Origin of the sequence: Micromonospora fluostatini, from assembly GCF_050410825.1 — a bacterium.
In the GTDB taxonomy this organism is placed as follows: domain Bacteria; phylum Actinomycetota; class Actinomycetes; order Mycobacteriales; family Micromonosporaceae; genus Micromonospora; species Micromonospora rosaria.
Map to the genome: position 1 here is coordinate 2242878 of NZ_CP191251.1, position 20004 is coordinate 2262881.

The window sequence follows — 20004 nt, forward strand, 5'->3', positions numbered from 1 at the left end:
GGCGGCGCCGCCGAACAGCCGGTCGACCTGGGCCGCCTCGGCGGCGCTGGGGTTGGCGTTGCGGCAGGACACCGGGGCGCTGCTGCCGGACATCAGGTCGGTGCAGAGGCCGGTACGCCGGTCCGGCAGGCCGAGGATGTGCCCGAACTCGTGGGTGGCGATCCGGGTGCGGTCGTACCCCTGGTCCACCGCCTGCCAGCCCATCCACACCCGGCCGGAGCCGAGCCCGGTGACCTGGGCCCGGGGCCACCCGCTGTCCACGTAGACCGTCACGTTGCCCGGGGTGCGGGCGACGAGCTGGACGTTGCTGACCGAGCTGTTCCAGATCCGGGCCGCCGCGTCGAAGTTGGTCCGGAACTCTCCGGCCCGGCTCGCGTCGTAGTACACCGTCCGCACGGCGGCCGAAGCCGTCGCGGCGGTGACGGCCTGCAGGCCGGTCGCCGCCAGTACCGCCGCGACCACGGCTGTCGCCGCCCGCAGCAGGTGTCGTCGCACCATCGCGCACTCCCTCGGTCCCGCAGCGGCACGGCCGCTGCACATCGATGTACGCTGATGCTAGATGTGTCAGTAGTCGACTGTCGAATACTGTTTTTGTCATACCTGCTCAGCGCCGTCGACCAGCGGACGGAGCCGCCCGCCGGGTCGCCGGGCCGTGCTCACCGGCCGGTGTGGGTGAGGTAGCGGTCGAGCGCGGTGGCGGCGGCGAGCATCGCCCGGCCGCGTCGGTCCAGCCGGGTCCGCCAGTCGGTCAGCGTCGCCCGCAGCGGCGCGACGCCCCCGGCGGCCCGGACCCGCGCCAGCACCTCGGCGATCTGCTCCACCGGGTACGTGCCCCGCCGCAGTTGGTGGGCCAGCAGCGCGTCGCGCACGTCGGCCGCCTCGTACACCCGGTACCCGGTGCCGGGGTCGCGCGGCGGGCGCAGCACCCCGGCCCGCTCCCACCGGCGCAGCGTGGTCGGCCGCACGCCGAGCCGGCGGGCCAACTCCCCCACCGACATCGGCGACCCGCCCGACAGGTCCGCCCCGTCCAGACCCTGCAACGCGTCCTCGACGGCGTCCAGGGTCTGCCGGTCGGCCAGCAGCCGCGCGTGCCCCCGGTCGACCAGCGTCAGCGCCAGGTCGACCCGGTCGCGATGCACCGCCTGCATGATCGCGGTCGCGTCGGCGTGCCCGTGGGCCGGCACGAGCGCGACGAACGCGCGCAAGGCGTGCGCGTGCCGGGGGCTGTAGCGGCGGTACCCCGACGGGCTGCGCTCCGCGACGGGCAGGATGCCGGCGTCGGTGTAGTTGCGCACCGCCTGCGTGGACAGCCCGTGCTCGCGGGCCAGGTCGATCGGGCGCATGACCCTACCCTTGTTTTGAAGGTTGTGGATGGTCGACCACGCGAGACCCGGGAAAAGTCTCAACAGGGTGATCAACGATAACGTGGCGGTGGGGTGCCGTTCATCCTCCGGACGGCGGCACCCCCTCCCCCGACCATGCCGGCCGTGGCCTCGGCCGGCGCCCGCCACCGGACCGTCCCGCCGAGGTCACCGCCGCGTCCCCGGCCCCGGGGCGCGACCGTCCCGGGACCGGGGACGCCGGTCAGCCGGCGGTCAACCCTTGACACAGACCACCTGCCGGAGGTGGGCGACCACCTCGACCAGGTCCGCCTGCTGCGCCAGCACCTCGGTGATGTCCTTGTACGCCCCGGGAATCTCGTCGACCACCCCGGCGTCCTTGCGACACTCCACCCCGGCGGTCTGCGCGGCCAGGTCGGCGGTGCTGAAGGTCCGCCGCGCCTGCCCCCGTGACATCCGCCGGCCCGCGCCGTGCGACGCCGAGCAGTACGCGTCCGGGTTGCCCTTGCCCCGCACGATGTACGACCCGGTGCCCATCGAACCGGGGATGATGCCCAGGTCCCCCTCGCCGGCCCGGATCGCGCCCTTGCGGGTGACCAGCACCTGCTCGCCGCCGTAGGTCTCCTCGGCGACGTAGTTGTGGTGCACCGAGATCGGCTCGTCGAAGGCGACCTGCGGCAGGTGCTCCCGCACGACGCCGCAGAGCAGGGCGAGCAGCACGGCCCGGTTGCGCCGGGCGTACTCCTGGGCCCACCACAGGTCCCGCCGGTAGGCGTCCATCTCCGGGGTGCCGGCGAGGAACACGGCCAGGTCCCGGTCGGGCAGAGCGGCGTTGTGCGGCAGCCGCCGGGCCACCGCCATGTGCCGCTCGGCCAGTTCCTTGCCGATGTTGCGGGACCCGGAGTGCAGCATCAGCCAGACCCGGCCGTCGTCCGGCCCGCCGGACTCCAGGCAGACCTCGATGAAGTGGTTGCCGCCGCCGAGGGTGCCCACCTGCCGCCGGGCCCGGGTCTCCAGCTTCGCCACCCGCGCGTCGAGGGTGTCGAACCGCTGCCAGAAGTCGACCCAGCCGCCCTGCTCCAGGCCCCGGATCCGGCGCGGGTCGACCGGCTCGTCGTGGGCGGCGAAGCCGACCGGGATCGTCGCCTCGATCGCGCCGCGCAGCGGGGCCAGGTCGTCCGGCAGATCGGCGGCGGTGAGCGAGGTCCGCACGGCGGACATGCCGCAGCCGATGTCCACGCCGACCGCCGCCGGGGAGACGGCCTGCCGCATCGCGATGACGGACCCGACGGTGGCACCCTTGCCGTAGTGCACGTCGGGCATCACCGCGACCCCCTGCACCCACGGCAGCGCGCCGATGTTGCGCAACTGCCGGGCCGCCTCCGGCTCGATGCCGTACGGGTCGGTCCAGACCCGCACCGGCGCGCGGGTGCCCGGCAGTTCGGTGAAGCTCATGGTGGTCTCCTCGGTCGTGCCGTCTCGACACCGACGGCGGGTGGAGTGGATCGGGGGGTACCGGAGGTCGGGACCCGCAGACGAGGACGCCGCCCGGTCCCGTGCGGGAGGGACGGCCGGCGGGACGGGGGTGGCGCTATCCGCGCCGGTACCCCGATCGCGGGCCCGGTCCGCCGGTGGGCCGGCGTAGGCCTGGTCGACACGTCGGCCGCCCCGGGTGTTCGCGGCCGGCGGGCAGCGACGCGCCACCGTGCGGTGTGGACCGCGTGGTGGTACGGGACTGCTGCGGCACGGCGGGCTCCCCGGACTGGTCGGGCGGGCGGTACGGGATCCACGGTAGGTGGGGCCTCCCGTGCCCGCAACGGGATTCGCCGCGCTGCGGTAGCGTCGGGGACCGTGGCCCGGATCCGCTGTGACTTCTTCTCCGAGGTGCTCGGCCTGAGCACGTCGATGACGGTGCTGCTGCCGGAACGGGCGGCGTCCCAGATCGGCCTGGCCGGCAGCGACCGACCCGGCGACCCGCCGGTGCTGTACCTGCTGCACGGCCTCAGCGACGACGACACGACCTGGTCACGCCGCACCTCGATCGAGCGGTACGTGGCCCCGCTCGGCCTGGCCGTGGTGATGCCGCAGGCCGCCCGCAGCTTCTACACCGACGAGGCGCACGGCAACCGGTACTGGACGTTCCTGAGCGAGGAGCTGCCCTCGGTCTGCCACTCCTTCTTCCGGCTCTCCCGACGCCGGGAGGACACCTTCGTCGCCGGGCTCTCCATGGGCGGGTACGGCGCCCTGAAGTGGGCGCTGCGGGAGCCGGGTCGGTTCGCCGCCGCCGCCAGCCTCTCCGGGGCCGTCGACATCGCCGCCCGGGGCGAGCACCCGCACCGTCCCCTCGACCCGGCGGTCTGGCACACCGTCTTCGGGGACCGGACCGTGCGCGGCAGCGACGACGACCTGCTGGTGCTGCTCGACCGGGCCGGCCGGGCCGGTGTCGACCTGCCCGCGCTCTGGCTCGGCTGCGGCACCGGGGACTTCCTGCACGAGGACAACGTCCGGTTCGTCGAGGCGCTCCGCCGGGCCGGCGTCCCGGCCACGGTGGACCTCGGCCCCGGCGGGCACGACTGGGCGTACTGGGACCGGGCCGTCCAGGACGTCCTCGCCTGGCTCCCGCTGCGCCCGCCCGGCGGCTGACCCCGGACGGACCGGCCCGACGGCACCGCACGGGCAACCTCACCAGCGTCAGCGCACGGCGGAGCGGCTGACCGGGAAGTCGAAGTACGTGTCGGGGTAGGGCTCGTCGGCGAGCCGGTAGTGCCACCACTCCCGGTCGTAGTTGACGAACCCGCCGTCGGTCATCAGCCGGCGCAGCAGCGCCCGGTTCGCCCGCGCGACGCGGGAGATGTCGGTGGCGGCGGTGGCCGCCAGGGGGTCGAAGCAGTCAAAGCCGGTACCCATGTCGACGCTGTCGTCCGGGTACCGCCGCTGCGGCGGGGCGGTGCACGGCACCGGCGGAGCCGCCGGCGGGTACCGGGACGGGGTGGGGGCGGGCAGGCGGACCAGGGTCAGGTCCACGGTGCTGCCCCGGCTGTGCGCGGTGGGCGCGCCGAGGTACCCCTCGGCGAACAGCTCGGACTTCGGCACCCGGGGGTGGAACTCGGCGGCGCTGGCCGACTCGCCGGGCTGCCCGGCCCAGGCGACCATGTCGTCGGCGGCACGCTGTGGGCGGTAGCAGTCGTACACCTTGAGGGTGTGCCCCTCGGCGAGCGCGGCGGCCTGCACCCGGCGCAGCGCGTCGGCCGCCGCCCGGGTGAGCAGGCACAACGGCTCCGGGTAGCCGTCCAGCGGGCGGCCGACGAAGTTGTGCGCGGTGGCGTACCGGATGTCGGTGCGGACCGTCGGGTCGACGTCGGTGAGGACCACCACGTCCGCCGGGGCGCGCGGCCCGGACGGGGTGGGGGCCGGCGGCGGTGGCGGTGGCGGTCGGTGGCAGGCGGTGAGCACGGTGGCGGCGGTCACGGCGAGCAGCGTCACGGCGACCACGGCCGGCAGGGCCGCAGCGGGCCGGGCGGGCACGGCGTGCCGGGTCACGGCGGGCACGGCGTGCCGGGTCACCCGGGGTCGCTGTCACCGGCGGGCAGCGGCCGACGGCGGGCGTAGAGCGCCACCAGCAGGCCGGCGCCGGCCAGGCCGACCGCGAGCACGGGAAGCGTCCACCACCAGCCGACCCCGGCGAGCCGGGCGGTGTGCGCGGTCCGGGCGGCGTCGGCGACCGCCAGGGTGGCCCCGGCCGACGGGGCGGCGGTGGTCGCCTCACCGGGGCGGACCAGCCGCCCCACCGAGGCGTCCCGGGGCAGCGCGAAACCCCAGTCGAGCAGGGCGGCACCCTGCTCCCAGCCGCGCCGTTCGGCGGGCCCGGGGCCGACCTCCGCGCCGAGCAGGGTCACCACCAGCCGCCGGCCACCGCGTTCGGCCGCCCCGACGTAGGTGTGGCGGGCCAGGTCGGTGAAGCCGGTCTTGCCGCCCAGCGCCCCGGGGTACCGGTAGACGAGCTGGTTGTCGTTCTGGATCTCGTAGCCCTTGCGGCGCAGGGCGGGCTGCGCCGGCACCCGGACCCGCTCGGTCAGCGCGTAGCGGCGGAAGGTCGGGTCGGCGAAGCAGGCCCGAGCGATCAGCGCCAGGTCGTAGGCGCTGGTGAACTGGCCCGGCCCGTCCAGCCCGGAGGGCGTCACCGCGTGTGTCTGCCCCGCGCCGAGGCGCCGGGCCTCCTCGTTCATCGCCCGGACCCCGCCGGGCAGGCCGTCGGCCCCGCCGCCGAGCCGGGCCAGCAGGTTCGCCGCGTCGTTGCCGGAGGTGAGCAGGAGACCGAGCCAGATGCTCCGCAGCGGGTAGTGCCCGCCCTCGACGAGCCCCATCGCGGAGCTGCCCGGCTCGATGTCCACGTCCCCGGCGGTCACCGTGACGAGTTGCCCGGGGTCCAGCCTCGGCAGCAGGGTGGCGGCCAGCAGCAGCTTCTGCACGCTCGCCGGGGTGGCGTACTCGTGCGGACCGCACCCACCCAGCACCGCACCGCTGTCCAGGTCGGCGACCAGCCACGACGTCGCGGTGACCGCGGGGGGCGCGGGCGTGCCCACGGGCGTCACCAGGCCCGGGGTCGCCAGCGCGGAGCCGCCGACGGCACGGGCGGCGGGGACGGACCGGGGCGGGCTGGGTCGCGAGGGGCGCGGCACCGGCACGCTCGGACAGGGTACGGTCGTCGACCCCCCGGCGCCCGGGGCCGCGTCGGCGCGGGCGGGAGCCCCGACCGGCGCCAGGAGCAGCGCGACGGTCACGACGGCGGCCCGGCGGCAACCTCTCACCCCCTCACGCTAGCCACGCACGGGTGTTCCGGTGGGCGGTCACGGAATCCCGCCCGCTGGGCGGCAGGTGTGGGCGCGTGGCCGCACGGGTAGCACACGGACAGGCAGACGTCGATAAGGAGGGGACCATGAGCGATCCCAGGTACGTTCCGGTGGGGCTGGCCACCGCCGGGCGGCTCACCGCGGACATGGCCGACCCCGACCTGGCCGCGCCGCCCGTGGACGACGACGGCACGCCGGTCGGCAGCGCCGACGCCGAGGCCGACCGGGCCCGGGCGGCCGGTGAGGAGCCGGAGGGGACTCCCCGCCACTGAGCGGACCCGACGGGGCGGGACGGTCGTCGACCGTCCCGCCCCGTCGGCTCAGCGTCGGCGGCGGCTGGCGCGGTGGCGGTACCCCAGGGTCAGCGCGACGGCCGCGAGCAGGACAGCCGCGCCGAGGCCGTACCAGACCGCCAGCGCACGCGGGGCACCCACCGTGTCGTCCCGGGCCGGGCGGGCGGCGGTCGGCCGGACGGTGCTCTCCGGTTCCGCCGGCGGCGGCTGCGCCGCCGTGGGCCCGGCCGCGGCGCTCGCCCGCGCCCGCTCCACCTCCCCCGGCTCGACGAGCCGGCCGACGGAGGCGTCGCGGGGCAGCGAGAACCCCCAGTCGAGCAGGGCGGCGCCCTGCTCCCAACCGCGCATCGGCCGGGGCTCGGCGCCGAGCAGGGTGGCGACCAGCCGGCGGCCGTTGCGCTCGGCGGCGCCGACGTAGGTGTGCCGGGCGTAGTCGGTGAAGCCGGTCTTGCCGCCCAGCGCCCCGGGGTACCGGTAGACGAGCTGGTTCTGGTTCTGGATCTGGAAGCCCTTGCGGTTCAGCGCCGGCTGGGCGGGGATCCGGGTCTGCTCGGTCAGCGCGTAGCGGCGGAAGGTCGGGTCGGCGAAGCAGGCCCGCGCGATCAGCGCCAGGTCGTAGGCGCTGGTGAACTGGCCCGGCCCGTCCAGCCCGGACGGGGTCACGGCGTGTGTCTGCAACGCGCCGAGCCGCCGGGCCTCCTCGTTCATCGCCCGCACCCCGCCGTCGGCCCCGTCGACGCCACCGCCGAGCCGGGCCAGCAGGTTCGCCGCCTCGTTGCCGGAGTTCAGCAGCAGTCCGAGCCAGACCGTCTCCACCGGGTACCGGCCGCCGGCGACCAGGCCGACGGCGGACGAGCCGGGCGCGATGTCCAGGTCGGCCGGGGTCGCGGTGACCACCTGCTTCGGATCCAGCTTCGGCAGCAGGGTGGCGGCCAGCAGCAGCTTCTGCACGCTCGCCGGGGTGGCGTACTCGTGCGGACCGCACCCACCCAGCACCGCACCGCTGTCCAGGTCGGCGACCAGCCACGACGTCGCGGTGACCGCCGGCGGCGCCGGTGCGGTGGGCGGGACGACCAGCCCGGCGGTGGCCAGCGCCGCCCCGCCGATGGTCCGGTCCGGCGGGACGACCGGGGGCGGGGTGGGCCGGGGTGACCGGGTCACGGCGGGCGCCACCGCCCGGGGACAGGGCACGGCCGGCCCGGTGGGGGCCACGCCGGGACCGGCCGGCGCGGGAGCCGACCCGGTGCCGACCGGCGGAGCCGGTGCCGGGCTGGCCGTGGCCGGCGCGGCGGCCAGCAGCAGAACGGCGGTCACCGTGACGGCGGGGAGCCGAACTCTCATGGAGGTGACCCTAGCTGCCAAGATTCTTCGGATCCCGGCACGCCACCCCCGTGCCGGGCCGGTGTCACGACGGCCGGCGGAGAATTTCCACCGTCGCGGTCACCGGGCCCGTCCTAGGCCAGCCCCTGGTCGGTCAGGTAGGCGTAGAGGGCGGCCGAGCCCCGCAGCCGGTGCAGGCTGCGCCGCTGCAACTCCTGCTCCCGGCGGGCGAGTTCGGCGCGGACCCGCTGCGGGCTGCCGGTGCTGCGCAACTCGTCCAGCACCGCCTGGACGATGTCGAACGGATAGCTGCCCCGCCGCAGCAGCGCCACGACCTGCGCCGCGCGCACCTCCGCCTCGTCGTAGACCCGGTACCCGGTGCCCGGCTGCCGGGTCGGCCGCAGCAGCCCCCGGGCCTCCCACACCCGTAGCTGCGAGGTGCGGACCCCGATCAGGGCCGCCACCTGCCCGATCCGGACGTCCCGACGCCGGGTCGGCGCGACGGCCGGGCCGGCCAGCACGGTGGCGAAGGCGTCGAGGACCCGGCGGATGTCGGCCCGCTCCCGGTCCAGCTCGGCGTGGCCGGCGTCGAGCGACGCCAGCGCCGCCGCCGGGTCGCCCCGGTGGACCGCCGCCATCATCTCCCGGGTACGCGCCCAGCCGTGCCCCTCGGCCAGGTGCCGCGCCACGGTCAGCGCCCGCACGTGCTCGCCGGTGAAGACGCGGTACCCGTTCGGGGTGCGCCGCACGGGTGGCAGCACTCCGAGGTCCACGTAGTTGCGCACCTGCTGGACCGAGATGCCCGCCGAGGCGGCGAGGTCCGCGCCGCGCAGCCGGCGTCCCACCACGTCCGTCACCGGCTCAGCGTACCTGCTCATGGGTGGTTGAGACTTATCCGGTTCTTTCTCCCGGCCTGCCGTGCTCAACGTCGGTGAAACCCTCCACAAGAGTTTGAATGAGACAATTGAATGCGGCCAGGCCGGTACGGAAACCGGCGGGCTCCACCCTGCCCACGATCGCCGAAGGGTTCGCATGCAGCAGCCAGTACGGTCCGCCGCCGACAGTCACGACGTGATCGAGGTACGCGGCGCGCGGGAGAACAACCTCGCCGACGTCTCGGTCGACGTTCCCAAGCGCCGGCTCACCGTCTTCACCGGGGTCTCCGGGTCCGGGAAGTCGTCCCTGGTCTTCGGCACCATCGCCGCCGAGTCGCAGCGGCTGATCAACGAGACCTACAGCGCGTTCCTCCAGTCGTTCATGCCGAACGTGAACCGCCCGGACGTCGACGCGCTGCGCAACCTCAGCGCCGCGATCGTCGTGGACCAGGAGCGGATGGGTGCCAACTCGCGGTCGACGGTCGGCACCGCCACCGACGCGTACGCGATGCTGCGGATCGTCTTCAGCCGGCTGGGCGTGCCCTCCGCCGGGTCGGCCGGCGCGTTCAGCTTCAACCTGGCCGAGGGGATGTGCCCGGCCTGCGAGGGGATGGGACGCGTCTCCGACCTGGACGTCAACGAACTGGTCGACGTGGAACGGTCGCTCAACGGCGGGGCGATCACGGTGCCGAACTTCGCCGTCGACTCGTGGTACTGGCAGACCTTCGTCGCCTCCGGGCTCTTCGACCCCGACACCAAGCTCCAGGACTACACGCCACAGCAGTGGCAGGACCTGCTGCACAAGCCGGCCACGAAGATCAAGATCGGCGGCACCAACATCACGTACGAGGGTCTGGTGGTGAAGGTCCGCCGGCTGTACCTGGCCAAGGACCGCGAGTCGATGCAGGCGCACATCCGCTCCTTCGTCGACCGGGCGGTCACCTTCACCACCTGCGGGGACTGCGGCGGCACCCGGCTGAACCAGGCCGCGCTCGCCTCCCGCGTCGCCGGGCGCAACATCGCCGAGTGCGCGGCGATGCAGATCAGCGACCTGGCCGGGTTCCTCCGCGGCGTCGACGACCCGGCCGTGGCCCCGCTGGTCGGCACCCTGCTGGACCTGCTCGACTCGCTGGTCGAGATCGGGCTGGGCTACCTCAGCCTGGACCGGGAGTCGGGCACGCTCTCCGGCGGGGAGGCGCAGCGGGTGAAGATGGTCCGGCACCTCGGCTCCAGCCTCTCCGACGTGACGTACGTCTTCGACGAGCCCACCGTCGGCCTGCACCCGCACGACATCGCCCGGATGAACGACCTGCTGCTGCGGCTGCGGGACAAGGGCAACACGGTGCTGGTGGTGGAGCACAAGCCGGAGACCATCGCGATCGCCGACCACGTGGTCGACCTCGGTCCCGGTGCCGGGCCGGACGGCGGCCGGATCTGCTACACCGGCGACGTCGCCGGGCTGCGACGCTCGGACACCCGGACCGGTCGGCACCTGGACCACCGGGTCACCCTGCGGGAGACGGTCCGCCGGCCCACCGGCCAGTTGCCGATCCGGGGCGCCGACCTGCACAACCTGCGGACGGTGGACGTGGACATCCCGCTCGGGGTGCTGACCGTGGTCACCGGCGTGGCCGGCTCGGGCAAGAGCTCCCTGATCCACGGGTCGCTGCCGCGCCGACGCGGGGTGGTGGTGGTCGACCAGTCCGCCATCCGGGGTTCCCGGCGCAGCAACCCGGCGACGTACACCGGCCTGCTGGAACCGATCCGGACCGCGTTCGCCAAGGCGAACGGGGTGAAGGCGGCGCTGTTCAGCGCCAACTCCGAGGGCGCCTGCCCGACCTGCAAGGGCATCGGGCTGGTCTACACCGACCTGGCCATGATGGCCGGGGTCGCCTCGGTCTGCGAGCAGTGCGAGGGGCGGCGGTTCACCGACGCGGTGCTCACCTACACGCTGCGCGGGAAGAACATCAGCGAGGTGCTCGGCATGTCGGTGGTGACCGCTCGGGACTTCTTCCCCAGCGGCCCGGCTCGGGTCATCCTCGACCGGCTGGCCGACGTCGGCCTCGGGTACCTGACCCTGGGGCAGCCGCTCACCACCCTCTCCGGGGGCGAGCGGCAACGCCTCAAGCTGGCCATCCACATGGCCGAGCGGGGCAGCACGTACGTGCTGGACGAGCCGACCACCGGCCTGCACCTGGCCGACGTCGACCAACTCCTGGCGTTGCTGGACCGGCTGGTCGACGCGGGCAACACGGTGGTGGTCATCGAGCACCACCAGGCGGTGATGGCGCACGCCGACTGGCTGATCGACCTCGGCCCGGGCGCCGGTCACGACGGTGGCCGGGTGGTGTTCACCGGCACGCCGGCGGACCTGGTCGCGCACGGCGACACGCTGACCGCCCGGCACCTGCGCGAGTACGTCGGCCGGGGCTAGGCGGGGCCGGTCAGGCCACCCGACGCAGCCAGCGGCGCTGCCAGGGGGTCTCCACCGCGCGGGGGTGGTAGCGAATGCGCACCCACGCCACCGCGTCCCGGGCCGGCACCCCGTCGAGGACGGCCAGCGCGGCCAACGCGGTACCGGTCCGGCCGACGCCGCCCCGGCAGGCCACCTCGACCCGCTCCCCCGCCGCCGCCCGGCGCAGCGCCTCGTGGAGGGCGTCGAGCGCGTCCGCCCGGTCGGTGGGGATCCAGAAGTCGGGCCACCGGATCCGGCGGTGCGGCCAGTCCGGCGCCGGGCCGGGCACCAGCAGCAGCGCGAAGTCGGCGGGGGTGGTGGGATCGCCGATCCGGCGTCCCCGCACCGCCGCTCCGCTCGGCAGCACGACCACACCGGACCGGTCCGTCCACGTTCGCGTCATCCAGGGATTCTCCCGCAGACGCGACTGGCCGGTGTCCCCGTCACGGGGACACCGGCCAGCCATCACGTCAGCTCTTCCAGTGCTCGGCGACCAGGTCGGCGGCCTGCTTCTCCCACTGCGCGTAGTGGTTCGGGAAGGCCGACACCTGCACCGTCTGCGCGGCCTTCGTCAACGGCATCTCCTCCCAGCCGTCGACCTGCTTCAGACCCTTCAGGAACGCCAGGGTCGAGTACTCCGGGTCGGTGATCTGCTCCACCGTCCCCCAACCACTGGACGGACGCTGCTGGAACAGACCCTGCGAGTCGTGGTCGTTACGGTCACCCAGATGACCCAGGTTCTCCAACTTCGACTCCTGCAACGCCGTAGCGATCGCCACCACCGCAGCCCGCTCGTCCATCCCGGCCTTCTTCGTCGCCGCGATGATCGCCTTCGTGTTCGCCACCTGCTCCTCGTTCAGACCGATCCGCGACTGACCCGCCGGCTCACCACGCGGCAACAGCTTGCCCATGTCAGCGCCACTCTCCTGCACCACGACCGCCGACACCGGACCGGTCACCGGGGCCGCCTGCACCGCCGCCACCGGACCACCGACCAGACCACCAGCAAAAGCCAGACCAGCAACACCCAGCACACTCTTACGAATAATCGAGTTCATGACAGCTCCATTCGGGGGATCGACACCCACACACGGGTGCACGAGCACCGTCAGGCGCCCACCGGGGGAAAAGAAAAGAAAGAGAACGGCGCGGGAACTCGCGGGGGCGGCTCACCACGCCGGAACCATGTACAACGACCGGCCGGCCACCATCATTCCGGCGACCCGGCCCCCACCTCGCCAGGCGAGAGGGCGCCCTGCTCGGTCGTACGCCAGGTATAACGACCCCACCCCACCAGCCATTCCAACCGACGAGTGCCCCCGACCACACCGACAAACCGGACACCCGACGCACGGCACGCAGTCGGGCTGATCAGGTACCGGGGACCGGGTGGCGACGACGCTCGGTCCGGTCCCCGCCGCTGCGGCGGGCGGTGGGGACCGGGACAGGTCAGGGTCGGGCGGTCAGCGCGGGGGCCAGGTGCCGCCCGGCGGGTCGTCACCGGAGGCCGCCCAGTTGCTGCGGTACACCGTGCCGGTGGGCGGCGGGCCGGCGGCGCGGCCCGGCTCGGCCGGCGGCGCGGCCTCGGACCCGAAGGCCGCGAAGAAGCCGGGTCCGGCGGGTTCGACGCCGGCGTCCACCGCCGGGTCGTCGTCGCCGCGCCGGGCGCGTCGGATGCGGGCCACCACGAACCACACGGCGGCGACCGCGCAGACGACGATGACCACCTTCTGGAAGAAGCCGGCGTACGTCTCCACGATGTGCCAGTTCTCGCCGAGGAAGTAGCCGGCGAGCACGAAGATCGTGTTCCAGATCAGGCTGCCCGCCGTGGTGTAGACGAGGAACGTCCCGATCGGCATCCGTTCCACCCCGGCCGGGATGGAGATGAGGCTCCGGAAGATGGGGATCATCCGACCGAAGAAGACGGCCTTCTTGCCGTGCTTGATGAACCACGCCTCGGTGCGGTCCACGTCGGAGAGCTTGATCAGGGGCAGCTTCTCGGCGATCGCCCGCATCCGGTCCCGGCCGAGCGCGGCACCGATGTAGTACAGGGCGACCGCACCCACCACCGCGCCCAGGGTCGTCCAGGCGATCGCGCCGAACAGACTCATCCGGCCCTGGCTCGCTGTGAAACCGGCCAGCGGCAGGATGATCTCGCTCGGGATCGGCGGGAAGAGGTTCTCCAGCGCCACCGCGAGGCCGGCGCCCGGCCCGCCGAGCTTCTCCATCAGGCCGACGACGTACCCGGTGATGCCACCGGTCGGCGGCTCACCCCCGCCGTCCGCCGCCAACAACTGCCACCCACTGATCATGTGACAACCGTATGGGTGTTCGCTGAGAGGAACCATGGAGGGGCACCGCAGAACCGCACCGGGACACCATACGGCCCGGACGCGGAAAACCCCACCCGGCGACAGCCGAAAGCCGGCGGCCAGGCCCGGTCGGGCCCGGCCGCCGGCCGGTCGTGCGCGGGTGGACCGTCAGCTCGAGTAGCCGCGCTGGGCGATCCAGTCGGCCGTCCGGGTGGCGTCCATCCAGTACTGCTCGCTCGGGGCGTACGGATCAGCAATCTTGACGGTGTCCCCGCCGTCGCGGTAGCCGACGACGGTCACGTAGTGCCCGCCCTCGTACGAGTACGGGTTGCCGTCCACGTCCACGGCGCTGCCCTTGATGTTGGCGACCACGGCGCGGCCGTCGTCGACCGCGGTGACCACGTCGGCGCGGAACCGCTCGGCCTGCGCCGGCTCGGCCCGGTCCCCGGAGATCTCCGTGGTCCGGTACCGCTCACCGGTCACCTCGCTCAGCACCCGGGTGGTCTCCACGGCCGAGTCGGTGCCGGCCTCGGTGGTGCCCAGCTTCGTCGCCACCTCGTCCTGGCTCATGGTCGTGCCCTGGGCGGACAGGGCGATCCGGGTGGCGGCCGGGCCGCAGTAGTAGAAGTTCGGCTGCGCCTCGTACTGGATGCCGAGGACCCGCTCGCCCCGGGCGGGCCGGTCGGCCGGCACCGCCGACGTGGCGGCCCGCTCGGCGGGGGTGGTCTGGGCGGCGAGCGCCGGGACGGCGACGGCGCCACCGGCGACCAGCAGACCGGCCAGGGACAGGGCGCTGTTACGGAAGATCGTATTCATCGTCACGCTCCGTTCGAGGGTGGACGTCTCCGCGCGACGCGGAGCCGCCAGCACCGGGGAAGGCACTGGACGAGGGAGAGCGCCCGCGCAGGCACCGGAGGCGGTGCCGGGGCGTCGAGGGGCACAACGGCCGACGGCGGGCGACCATTCCGCCGGGACTGCACGGTGACCTGCGGCAACGTCCGGCGGCTGCGCCAGGACGGGCGGCGGGACCGGGCGGGATCCGGTCGGCAGGGGATCAACCGGCGGTCCGGCCCGGTGTCGCCGGTGGGCGGCCGGCGCGACGGAAACCGGACGGCGGCGGACAGCGGGGACGCCCCGGGGGTCACCGTGCCAGTAGGCTGTGCCGGTGTCGAACGACGCCACTGTGCCGGGTTCGGACGGCTCGTCCCGGTCCGTCCCCGGACGCGGCCGTCGCCACCGGGTCCACCACACTCCGGTCCACCGGCCGGTCGTCGTCGGACGGCTGGCACAGGTGTGGCGGTACCCGGTGAAGTCGATGCTGGGCGAGCCGCTGGAGACCGCCGGCCTGACCTCGGCGGGCGTGGCCGGCGACCGTTGCCTGGCCCTGCTGCACCGGGACACCGGCCGGGTGGCCAGCGCGAAGGACCCCCGGCGCTGGCGGGGCCTGCTGACCCTGCGGGCCAGCGGCGGCACCCCGGAGACGGTCCGGATCGACCTGCCGGACGGCCGTCGGCTCCGTCCCGCCGACCCCGACGCCGACGCCGTGCTGTCCCGGCTGCTCGACCAGCCGGTCACGCTGGTCGACACCGCCCCGCCGGGCGCTGTGCTGGACCGGGCCCGCCCCGACGAGGTTCTCGCCGCCGGGGTCGCCGCGCCGGTGACGGTGGACGTCAGCCCGCTCGCCACGGCCGCCGCGGCGGGGACGTTCTTCGACTTCGCCCCGGTGCACCTGGTCACCACGTCCACCATGGACGCGATCGGGGCGGCGACGCCGGGCGGTGTCGAGGTGTGCCGCTACCGGCCGAACCTGGTGCTGGCGACGTCGGGGACGGGTTTCGTCGAGAACGACTGGGTGGGGCGGGACGTGCACCTCGGCCCCGAGGTGGTGCTGCGGGTGCTGGCGCGTACGCCCCGGTGCGCGGTGCCGACGCTGGCGCACGGCACGCTCCCCCGGGCGGTCGAGGCGCTACGGGTACCGGCCCGGCTCAACCGGGTCGCCCCGCTGCCCGAGCTGGCGGCGCAGCCGTGCGTGGGCGCGTACGCGCAGGTGGTACGGGCGGGACGGGTCAGCATCGGGGACCGGGCCGAGGTGCGGTAGCTAGTCGTCGTCCTCCTCGTCCTCGTCGTCGTCCCCGTCGCCGCCGCGCAGTTCGCCGTACGCGGTCACCAGGTCGCGCAGCTTGTCGGCGGTGTCCTCGCCGAGCCGTTCCCGGTCCACCTCCCGGCCGATCCGCTTGGTGAGGTCGGCGACGCGCTTGTCGACGTCCTTCGGCTTGCTCGCGACCACCTGGGTGAGCCGCTTGCGCAGGTCCTCGGCGGTCCGACCGTCGACGTCGCCCTGGATCTGGGCCCGCACCAGCACGGCCAGGAACTCGGTGATCACGGCGCGGGCGGTCCCCGGCAGGTCGGGCGCGGTGGTAGCGGGCGCGGGCGCGGGCCTCCTCGGCGTCGCGGACGCCGACGGCGACGGCGGTGCCGCCGAGGTCGGGGCGGCCGACGGCCCGGCGAGGTCGACCGCTCCGGCGACCGGTGGCTGCTCGCCGCCCGACCGGGCGGCGAGCACCCCCATCACACCGGCGAGCAGCACCAGGACGCCGACGACGCCCGCCGCGACCAGCCCGCGTCCCGACTGGCCCCGGCGGGCCCGGCCGGACACCGTGCCGGGCGCGGCGGTGAGCAGGGGCACGCCGGTCGACGCGGCGGGGGCCGGGGCCTCCCGGTCCACCAGGGTCGGTGGCTGGTCGTGCCCGGACACGACGGGCAGCAGCGCGGTCGACGTCCCGACCACCGGCACGGACGTGGTCGGCGGGTCGACGGGCCGGCCGGCACCCAGCCGGGCGGCCACCCGCGCGGCGGACGGCCGGCGGGCCGGGTCGGCGGCGAGGCAGGCCAGGGTGAGGGTGGCGAGGTCGGCGGGGAGGCCCGGCACGCCCGGCGGCGGTACGGGCACCCCCTGCCGGTGCGCCTCGGCCGCCTCGGCGAAGGTACGCACCCGCAGCGGCGGGCGGCCGGTGAGCGCCCGGTACAGCAGCACGCCGAGGGCGTACACGTCGCTGGCCGGGTCCGGTGGCCCCGGGGTCAGCCGTTCCGGCGCGGTGTACGCGGGGGTGCCCATCAGCGGGTCGCCGGGGCGGCCGGCGAGCAGGTGCGGACCGGAGAGCGCGGCGATGCCGAAGTCGAGCACCTTGGCGCCGGTCTCGGTGAGCATCACGTTGCCGGGCTTGACGTCGCGGTGCACCACGCCGAGCCGGTGCGCGGCGGCCAGGGCGGAGGCGACCTGGCCGGTCGTCCGGGCCGCCTCCGGCCAGGGCAGCGGCCCGACGGCGAGCCGTTCGGCGAGGTTCTCCCCGTCGACCAGTTCCATCACCAGGTACGGCACCACGACACCGCCGGCGAGGGTGGCCTCGCCGTAGTCGTACACCTGGGTGATGTGGGGGTGGGTGAGCCGGGCGGCGGCGCGGGCCTCGCGCTGGATCGTGGCCCGGAGCTGGGGGTCGGCGGCGAACTGCGCCACCAGGGCCTTCACCGCGACGGGGCGGTGCAGCACCTCGTCGTCGGCCCGCCACACCTCGGACATCCCGCCGAGACCGATACGGGTGCGCAGCACGTACCGGCCGTGCAGACGCAGGTCGGGGGTGAACGGCGACATGATGGGTTCAGTCTGCCCGCTCGGTGCCGCCGCCCACCAGTCACCGCGAGCGATGACCTGGCGCGGGCCGGCCCGGCGGGCGGCTCAGCGGTACAGCTCGTCCATGATCCGGGTGAGGATCTGCGGGGTACGCTCCGGCGGCTCCGCCTCCACGCAGAGCCGTTCCATGGCCACCGCGTAGAAGTCGAGATCCTCCCGCTTGTCGAGGTAGATCGCGCTGGTGAGCTGTTCGATGTAGACGATGTCGGGCAGGTCCTGGTCGCCGAAGCGCAGGATGGTGAAGGCGCCACCGGCGGCGGCGTGCCCACCCGCGTCGAAGGGGATGACCTGGACCCGGACGTGCGGCGCGCGGGTCGCCTCGATCAGCGCGGTGAGCTGCCCCCGCATCACCTCCCGGCCACCGATGGGCCGGCGCAGCGCCGCCTCGTCGACCACCGCCCACAGTTGCGGCGGGTCCGGGCGGTGCAGCAGTTGCTGGCGCTGCATCCGCAGGTCGACCCGGCGGTCCAGCTCGTCCGGGGTGGCCCGCCGGTGACCGAGGCTCACCACCGCGCGGGCGTAGTCCCGGGTCTGCAACAGGCCGGGCACGAACTGCACCTCGTAGCTGCGGATCAGCGCGGCCGCCGCCTCCAGGCCGAGGTAGGACTGGAACCAGGTGGGCAGGACGTCGCCGTACCGGTGCCACCAGCCCGGGTTGTTGGCGTCCCGGGCCAGCTTCAGCAGCGACTCCCGCTCGTGCGGGTCCTTGACCCCGTACAGGGTGAGCAGGTCGGAGACGTCGCGCTCCTTGAAGCCGACCCGACCCAGCTCCATCCGGCTGATCTTGGATTCGGAGGCGCGGATCTCCCACCCGGCGCCCTCCCGCGTGACGCCGCACCCCTCGCGCAGCCGCCGCAACTGCGCGCCGAGCAGCATCCGCAGGACGGTCGGGCCGGTCGCGGGACCGCCCTCGGCTGGAACCATCGTCACGTGCCGCCCCTCCGCCTGCCACTCGTCGGTCGGGCCACGGCCCGACCGACGTGTAAGCATGCCATGGACCGTCGGTGAGGTGAACTCCCCCGGCCGGTCCGATCACGTACCGCCCACGGTGCGGCGGTCAGTCGATGAGGTGGTCGAAGTCCCCGTCCCGGGCACCCAGCACGAACGCGGTGATCTCGTCGACCGTGTAGATCAACGCCGGACCCTCCGGGTGCCGGGAGTTGCGCAGAGCGATGCCGGCTCCCCCCGGCAGCTCGGCGAGTTCGACGCAGTTGCCGCTGGGGTTGCTGCGTCGACTCTTCTGCCACCTCAGCGGTGGAAGCTGACTGGTGGGAACGCCGTTCGGTGGTTGCTGCATGAGGCGTCTTTCTCTCCAGGAGCCTGCCGGTTGCCGTGGGGAGGAGCGGAGTCGGCGAGCGTTACGGGTGTCGGCTGGACTTGAAATGCACGTGCATCTGCTATTGCATCTGCAATGGACAGCGAGCATGATAACAACTCAGACCGGTATACGTCCGTTCACTTTGAGTTACCCCCGGATGGGGTCTGATCAGGCAAAACAAGGGCCTGGCTCGGTGCGTCGGCGCCACCCGCCAGGCTGAGCGCAGCTGCGGTTATGGGAGGGGCTCGTGCCGGATCCGTTGACCGTCGCGTCCGGCATCTCCGCTGTCGGCGCCATCGTGTCGGCCTGGCAGCTGCGTCGCCGGGCACTGCGGGCCGAGGCGGAGATCGCCCACCTGCAGGCGGAGCTGGCCGCCGAGCGGCACGCCGCCAGCCACGACCCGCTCACCGGGCTGCCCAACCGGCGCGCGTTCTACCGGCTGGCCGCCACCCTGCTCACCGACGCCGCCGGCAAGCCCCTGCTCGCCGTCGTCCTCGACCTCGACGACTTCAAGCAGATCAACGACCGGTACGGGCACGCCGCCGGTGACCACGTGCTGATCAACGTCGCCGAACGGCTGGCCACCTTCGCCGGGGAGAACCTGGTCGCCCGACTCGGCGGCGACGAGTTCGCCGGGCTCCTGGCCAGCCCCACCATGGACCGCCGGTGGATCGACCACGCCACCCGGCGGCTGTGCGAGATGATGGCCGCGCCGATCCAGCTCGGCACCCTCACCCTCCAGGTCACCGCGTCGGTCGGGCTGGCACCGGTGACCTGCCCGGCGCAGCTCTCCGACGCGCTCTGCCGCGCCGACGAGGAGATGTACCGGGCCAAGAGCCTCAGCGGCACCCGCTCGGCCCGGCAACTCGTCGCCGACTACTGACCGCCGGGCGGGCCGGACCCGGCCCCGGGGTCGTCGGGGAGCCGGTCGCGCCGCCGGGGCGACCGGCATCGCCGGGCCGGCGACGCGAGCGGGGCGGCCGGTTCCGGGGGCCGGTGGTCGTCAGTGCCAGCCGTACCCGGAGCGCAGGGCCGCGCCCACCCGGTCGAACCGGGCCCGGTCGAGCACCGCGCCCTCCCGGCGGATGCCGTCCTCGCGCATGGTGAGCACCCGGTCGAGGCGTACCCAGCTCGGGCGGTTGTCCCGGTCCCACTCCCCCGGGCCGAGCGCCAGCCAGTGCCGCTGGCCGGCCCGGTCGCTCTGGCTGGACAGCATCAGCCCGAACAGGGTCCGGCTCTGCCGCCCGACCACCAGCACCGGACGGTCCTTGCCCTGCCGGGGATCGTCCTCGTACGGCACCCAGGTCCAGACCACCTCGCCCGGGTCCGCCTGCCCGTCCAGCTCCGGCGCGTATGTCAGCTCCCGGCGTTGCAGGGCGGCGACCTGACGACGCCGGGCCACCTGGGCGGGGGTCGGCCCGCCGCGCTGCGCCGGCACGGCCCGGCCCCGGGCCATCCGGCTGATCGTCGTCGCCACGTTCCTCAACAGACCTGCCACGGCCCGCAGCCTAGCCGTTGCCCGCCCGTCTGGGCCGGCGGGGAACCGGCGGCGG

19 protein-coding genes and 1 pseudogene are annotated in these 20004 nt (G+C 74.4%); 5 read left to right on the top strand and 15 right to left on the bottom strand.

The genetic code is table 11. The features are described 5' to 3' along the window. Positions 1 to 5: 5 nt before the first annotated feature. The 3 genes and pseudogenes from ACQUFX_RS09630 to ACQUFX_RS09640 form a co-directional block, all read right to left on the bottom strand. Positions 6 to 498, bottom strand: a pseudogene (locus ACQUFX_RS09630) (snapalysin family zinc-dependent metalloprotease); the annotation flags it as partial. A gap of 158 nt (positions 499 to 656) precedes the next feature. Then, complete coding sequence (locus ACQUFX_RS09635; RefSeq protein WP_428965656.1) at positions 657 to 1343, bottom strand: TioE family transcriptional regulator; 687 nt, start codon at positions 1341 to 1343, stop codon at positions 657 to 659. Positions 1344 to 1595: 252 nt separating this feature from the next. Continuing rightward, positions 1596 to 2795 carry an RtcB family protein gene (locus ACQUFX_RS09640; protein ID WP_428965657.1) on the bottom strand — a complete coding sequence of 400 codons (1200 nt, stop codon included), beginning with the start codon at positions 2793 to 2795 and terminating at the stop codon, positions 1596 to 1598. Between the two features lie 450 nt (positions 2796 to 3245). Between ACQUFX_RS09640 and ACQUFX_RS09645 the strand changes: the two genes are divergently transcribed. Continuing rightward, on the top strand, positions 3246 to 3983 hold the full coding sequence (locus tag ACQUFX_RS09645; protein ID WP_428966918.1) for an alpha/beta hydrolase: 738 nt from the start codon (positions 3246 to 3248) through the stop codon (positions 3981 to 3983). 48 nt (positions 3984 to 4031) lie between these two features. Here the strand turns inward: ACQUFX_RS09645 and ACQUFX_RS09650 are convergent, their stop codons facing one another. Beyond that, positions 4032 to 4904 (bottom strand): M15 family metallopeptidase, encoded by an 873-nt coding sequence (locus tag ACQUFX_RS09650; protein WP_428965658.1) that lies wholly within the window; start codon positions 4902 to 4904, stop codon positions 4032 to 4034. Further along, positions 4901 to 6121 carry a D-alanyl-D-alanine carboxypeptidase family protein gene (locus ACQUFX_RS09655; protein WP_428966919.1) on the bottom strand — a complete coding sequence of 407 codons (1221 nt, stop codon included), beginning with the start codon at positions 6119 to 6121 and terminating at the stop codon, positions 4901 to 4903. Before ACQUFX_RS09655 ends, ACQUFX_RS09650 begins: the two co-directional genes overlap by 4 nt. Before the next feature lie 155 nt (positions 6122 to 6276). On the opposite strand from ACQUFX_RS09655, the gene ACQUFX_RS09660 reads away from it, so the two are divergent. Then, on the top strand, positions 6277 to 6462 hold the full coding sequence (locus ACQUFX_RS09660; protein WP_428965659.1) for a hypothetical protein: 186 nt from the start codon (positions 6277 to 6279) through the stop codon (positions 6460 to 6462). A 48-nt stretch (positions 6463 to 6510) separates the two neighbouring features. On the opposite strand, the gene ACQUFX_RS09665 is transcribed toward ACQUFX_RS09660, so the two are convergent. Continuing rightward, a complete protein-coding gene (locus ACQUFX_RS09665; RefSeq protein ID WP_428965660.1) occupies positions 6511 to 7824 on the bottom strand; it encodes a D-alanyl-D-alanine carboxypeptidase family protein in 1314 nt (437 codons plus the stop codon). Between the two features lie 113 nt (positions 7825 to 7937). After that, positions 7938 to 8660: a MerR family transcriptional regulator gene (locus ACQUFX_RS09670; protein ID WP_428965661.1), complete on the bottom strand. Its 723-nt coding sequence runs from the start codon at positions 8658 to 8660 to the stop codon at positions 7938 to 7940. A 175-nt stretch (positions 8661 to 8835) separates the two neighbouring features. On the opposite strand from ACQUFX_RS09670, the gene ACQUFX_RS09675 reads away from it, so the two are divergent. Further along, positions 8836 to 11112, top strand: a complete 2277-nt coding sequence (locus tag ACQUFX_RS09675; RefSeq protein ID WP_428965662.1) for an ATP-binding cassette domain-containing protein — start codon at positions 8836 to 8838, stop codon at positions 11110 to 11112. Positions 11113 to 11122: 10 nt separating this feature from the next. Here the strand turns inward: ACQUFX_RS09675 and ACQUFX_RS09680 are convergent, their stop codons facing one another. The 4 genes from ACQUFX_RS09680 to ACQUFX_RS09695 all read right to left on the bottom strand — a co-directional run bounded on the left by ACQUFX_RS09680 (position 11123) and on the right by ACQUFX_RS09695 (position 14261). Next, positions 11123 to 11536: a protein-tyrosine phosphatase family protein gene (locus ACQUFX_RS09680; protein WP_428965663.1), complete on the bottom strand. Its 414-nt coding sequence runs from the start codon at positions 11534 to 11536 to the stop codon at positions 11123 to 11125. A gap of 67 nt (positions 11537 to 11603) precedes the next feature. After that, entirely contained in the window at positions 11604 to 12191 is a 588-nt protein-coding gene (locus ACQUFX_RS09685; protein ID WP_428965598.1) for a hypothetical protein, read from the bottom strand. 405 nt (positions 12192 to 12596) lie between these two features. Beyond that, on the bottom strand, positions 12597 to 13445 hold the full coding sequence (locus ACQUFX_RS09690; RefSeq protein WP_428965664.1) for a DedA family protein: 849 nt from the start codon (positions 13443 to 13445) through the stop codon (positions 12597 to 12599). Between the two features lie 168 nt (positions 13446 to 13613). Next, positions 13614 to 14261, bottom strand: coding sequence for a C39 family peptidase (locus tag ACQUFX_RS09695; RefSeq protein WP_428965665.1), 648 nt, complete (start codon positions 14259 to 14261; stop codon positions 13614 to 13616). Between the two features lie 367 nt (positions 14262 to 14628). On the opposite strand from ACQUFX_RS09695, the gene ACQUFX_RS09700 reads away from it, so the two are divergent. After that, positions 14629 to 15543: an MOSC domain-containing protein gene (locus ACQUFX_RS09700; RefSeq protein WP_428966920.1), complete on the top strand. Its 915-nt coding sequence runs from the start codon at positions 14629 to 14631 to the stop codon at positions 15541 to 15543. Here ACQUFX_RS09700 and ACQUFX_RS09705 read toward each other — a convergent pair whose 3' ends face one another. The 3 genes from ACQUFX_RS09705 to ACQUFX_RS09715 all read right to left on the bottom strand — a co-directional run bounded on the left by ACQUFX_RS09705 (position 15544) and on the right by ACQUFX_RS09715 (position 18430). Further along, complete coding sequence (locus ACQUFX_RS09705) at positions 15544 to 17094, bottom strand: serine/threonine-protein kinase (protein ID WP_428965666.1); 1551 nt, start codon at positions 17092 to 17094, stop codon at positions 15544 to 15546. A gap of 84 nt (positions 17095 to 17178) precedes the next feature. Continuing rightward, entirely contained in the window at positions 17179 to 18063 is an 885-nt protein-coding gene (locus ACQUFX_RS09710) for a helix-turn-helix domain-containing protein (protein WP_428965667.1), read from the bottom strand. A gap of 127 nt (positions 18064 to 18190) precedes the next feature. Then, positions 18191 to 18430, bottom strand: coding sequence for a DUF397 domain-containing protein (locus tag ACQUFX_RS09715; RefSeq protein ID WP_067371457.1), 240 nt, complete (start codon positions 18428 to 18430; stop codon positions 18191 to 18193). 268 nt (positions 18431 to 18698) lie between these two features. Between ACQUFX_RS09715 and ACQUFX_RS09720 the strand changes: the two genes are divergently transcribed. After that, positions 18699 to 19334, top strand: a complete 636-nt coding sequence (locus ACQUFX_RS09720; protein WP_428965668.1) for a GGDEF domain-containing protein — start codon at positions 18699 to 18701, stop codon at positions 19332 to 19334. 120 nt (positions 19335 to 19454) lie between these two features. Here the strand turns inward: ACQUFX_RS09720 and ACQUFX_RS09725 are convergent, their stop codons facing one another. Further along, positions 19455 to 19949 carry a type II toxin-antitoxin system PemK/MazF family toxin gene (locus ACQUFX_RS09725; RefSeq protein WP_067371462.1) on the bottom strand — a complete coding sequence of 165 codons (495 nt, stop codon included), beginning with the start codon at positions 19947 to 19949 and terminating at the stop codon, positions 19455 to 19457. Positions 19950 to 20004: the final 55 nt, after the last annotated feature.

Bases quoted from the DNA above. Each gene is read 5' to 3' on its own strand.
- ACQUFX_RS09715 (WP_067371457.1), bottom strand. From the start codon at position 18,430: ATGCAGCAACCACCGAACGGCGTTCCCACCAGTCAGCTTCCACCGCTG.
- ACQUFX_RS09640 (WP_428965657.1), bottom strand. From the start codon at position 2,795: ATGAGCTTCACCGAACTGCCGGGCACCCGCGCGCCGGTGCGGGTCTGG.
- ACQUFX_RS09685 (WP_428965598.1), bottom strand. From the start codon at position 12,191: ATGAACTCGATTATTCGTAAGAGTGTGCTGGGTGTTGCTGGTCTGGCT.
- ACQUFX_RS09695 (WP_428965665.1), bottom strand. From the start codon at position 14,261: ATGAATACGATCTTCCGTAACAGCGCCCTGTCCCTGGCCGGTCTGCTG.
- ACQUFX_RS09680 (WP_428965663.1), bottom strand. From the start codon at position 11,536: ATGACGCGAACGTGGACGGACCGGTCCGGTGTGGTCGTGCTGCCGAGC.
- ACQUFX_RS09705 (WP_428965666.1), bottom strand. From the start codon at position 17,094: ATGTCGCCGTTCACCCCCGACCTGCGTCTGCACGGCCGGTACGTGCTG.
- ACQUFX_RS09690 (WP_428965664.1), bottom strand. From the start codon at position 13,445: ATGATCAGTGGGTGGCAGTTGTTGGCGGCGGACGGCGGGGGTGAGCCG.
- ACQUFX_RS09660 (WP_428965659.1), top strand. From the start codon at position 6,277: ATGAGCGATCCCAGGTACGTTCCGGTGGGGCTGGCCACCGCCGGGCGG.
- ACQUFX_RS09665 (WP_428965660.1), bottom strand. From the start codon at position 7,824: ATGAGAGTTCGGCTCCCCGCCGTCACGGTGACCGCCGTTCTGCTGCTG.
- ACQUFX_RS09635 (WP_428965656.1), bottom strand. From the start codon at position 1,343: ATGCGCCCGATCGACCTGGCCCGCGAGCACGGGCTGTCCACGCAGGCG.
- ACQUFX_RS09675 (WP_428965662.1), top strand. From the start codon at position 8,836: ATGCAGCAGCCAGTACGGTCCGCCGCCGACAGTCACGACGTGATCGAG.
- ACQUFX_RS09645 (WP_428966918.1), top strand. From the start codon at position 3,246: ATGACGGTGCTGCTGCCGGAACGGGCGGCGTCCCAGATCGGCCTGGCC.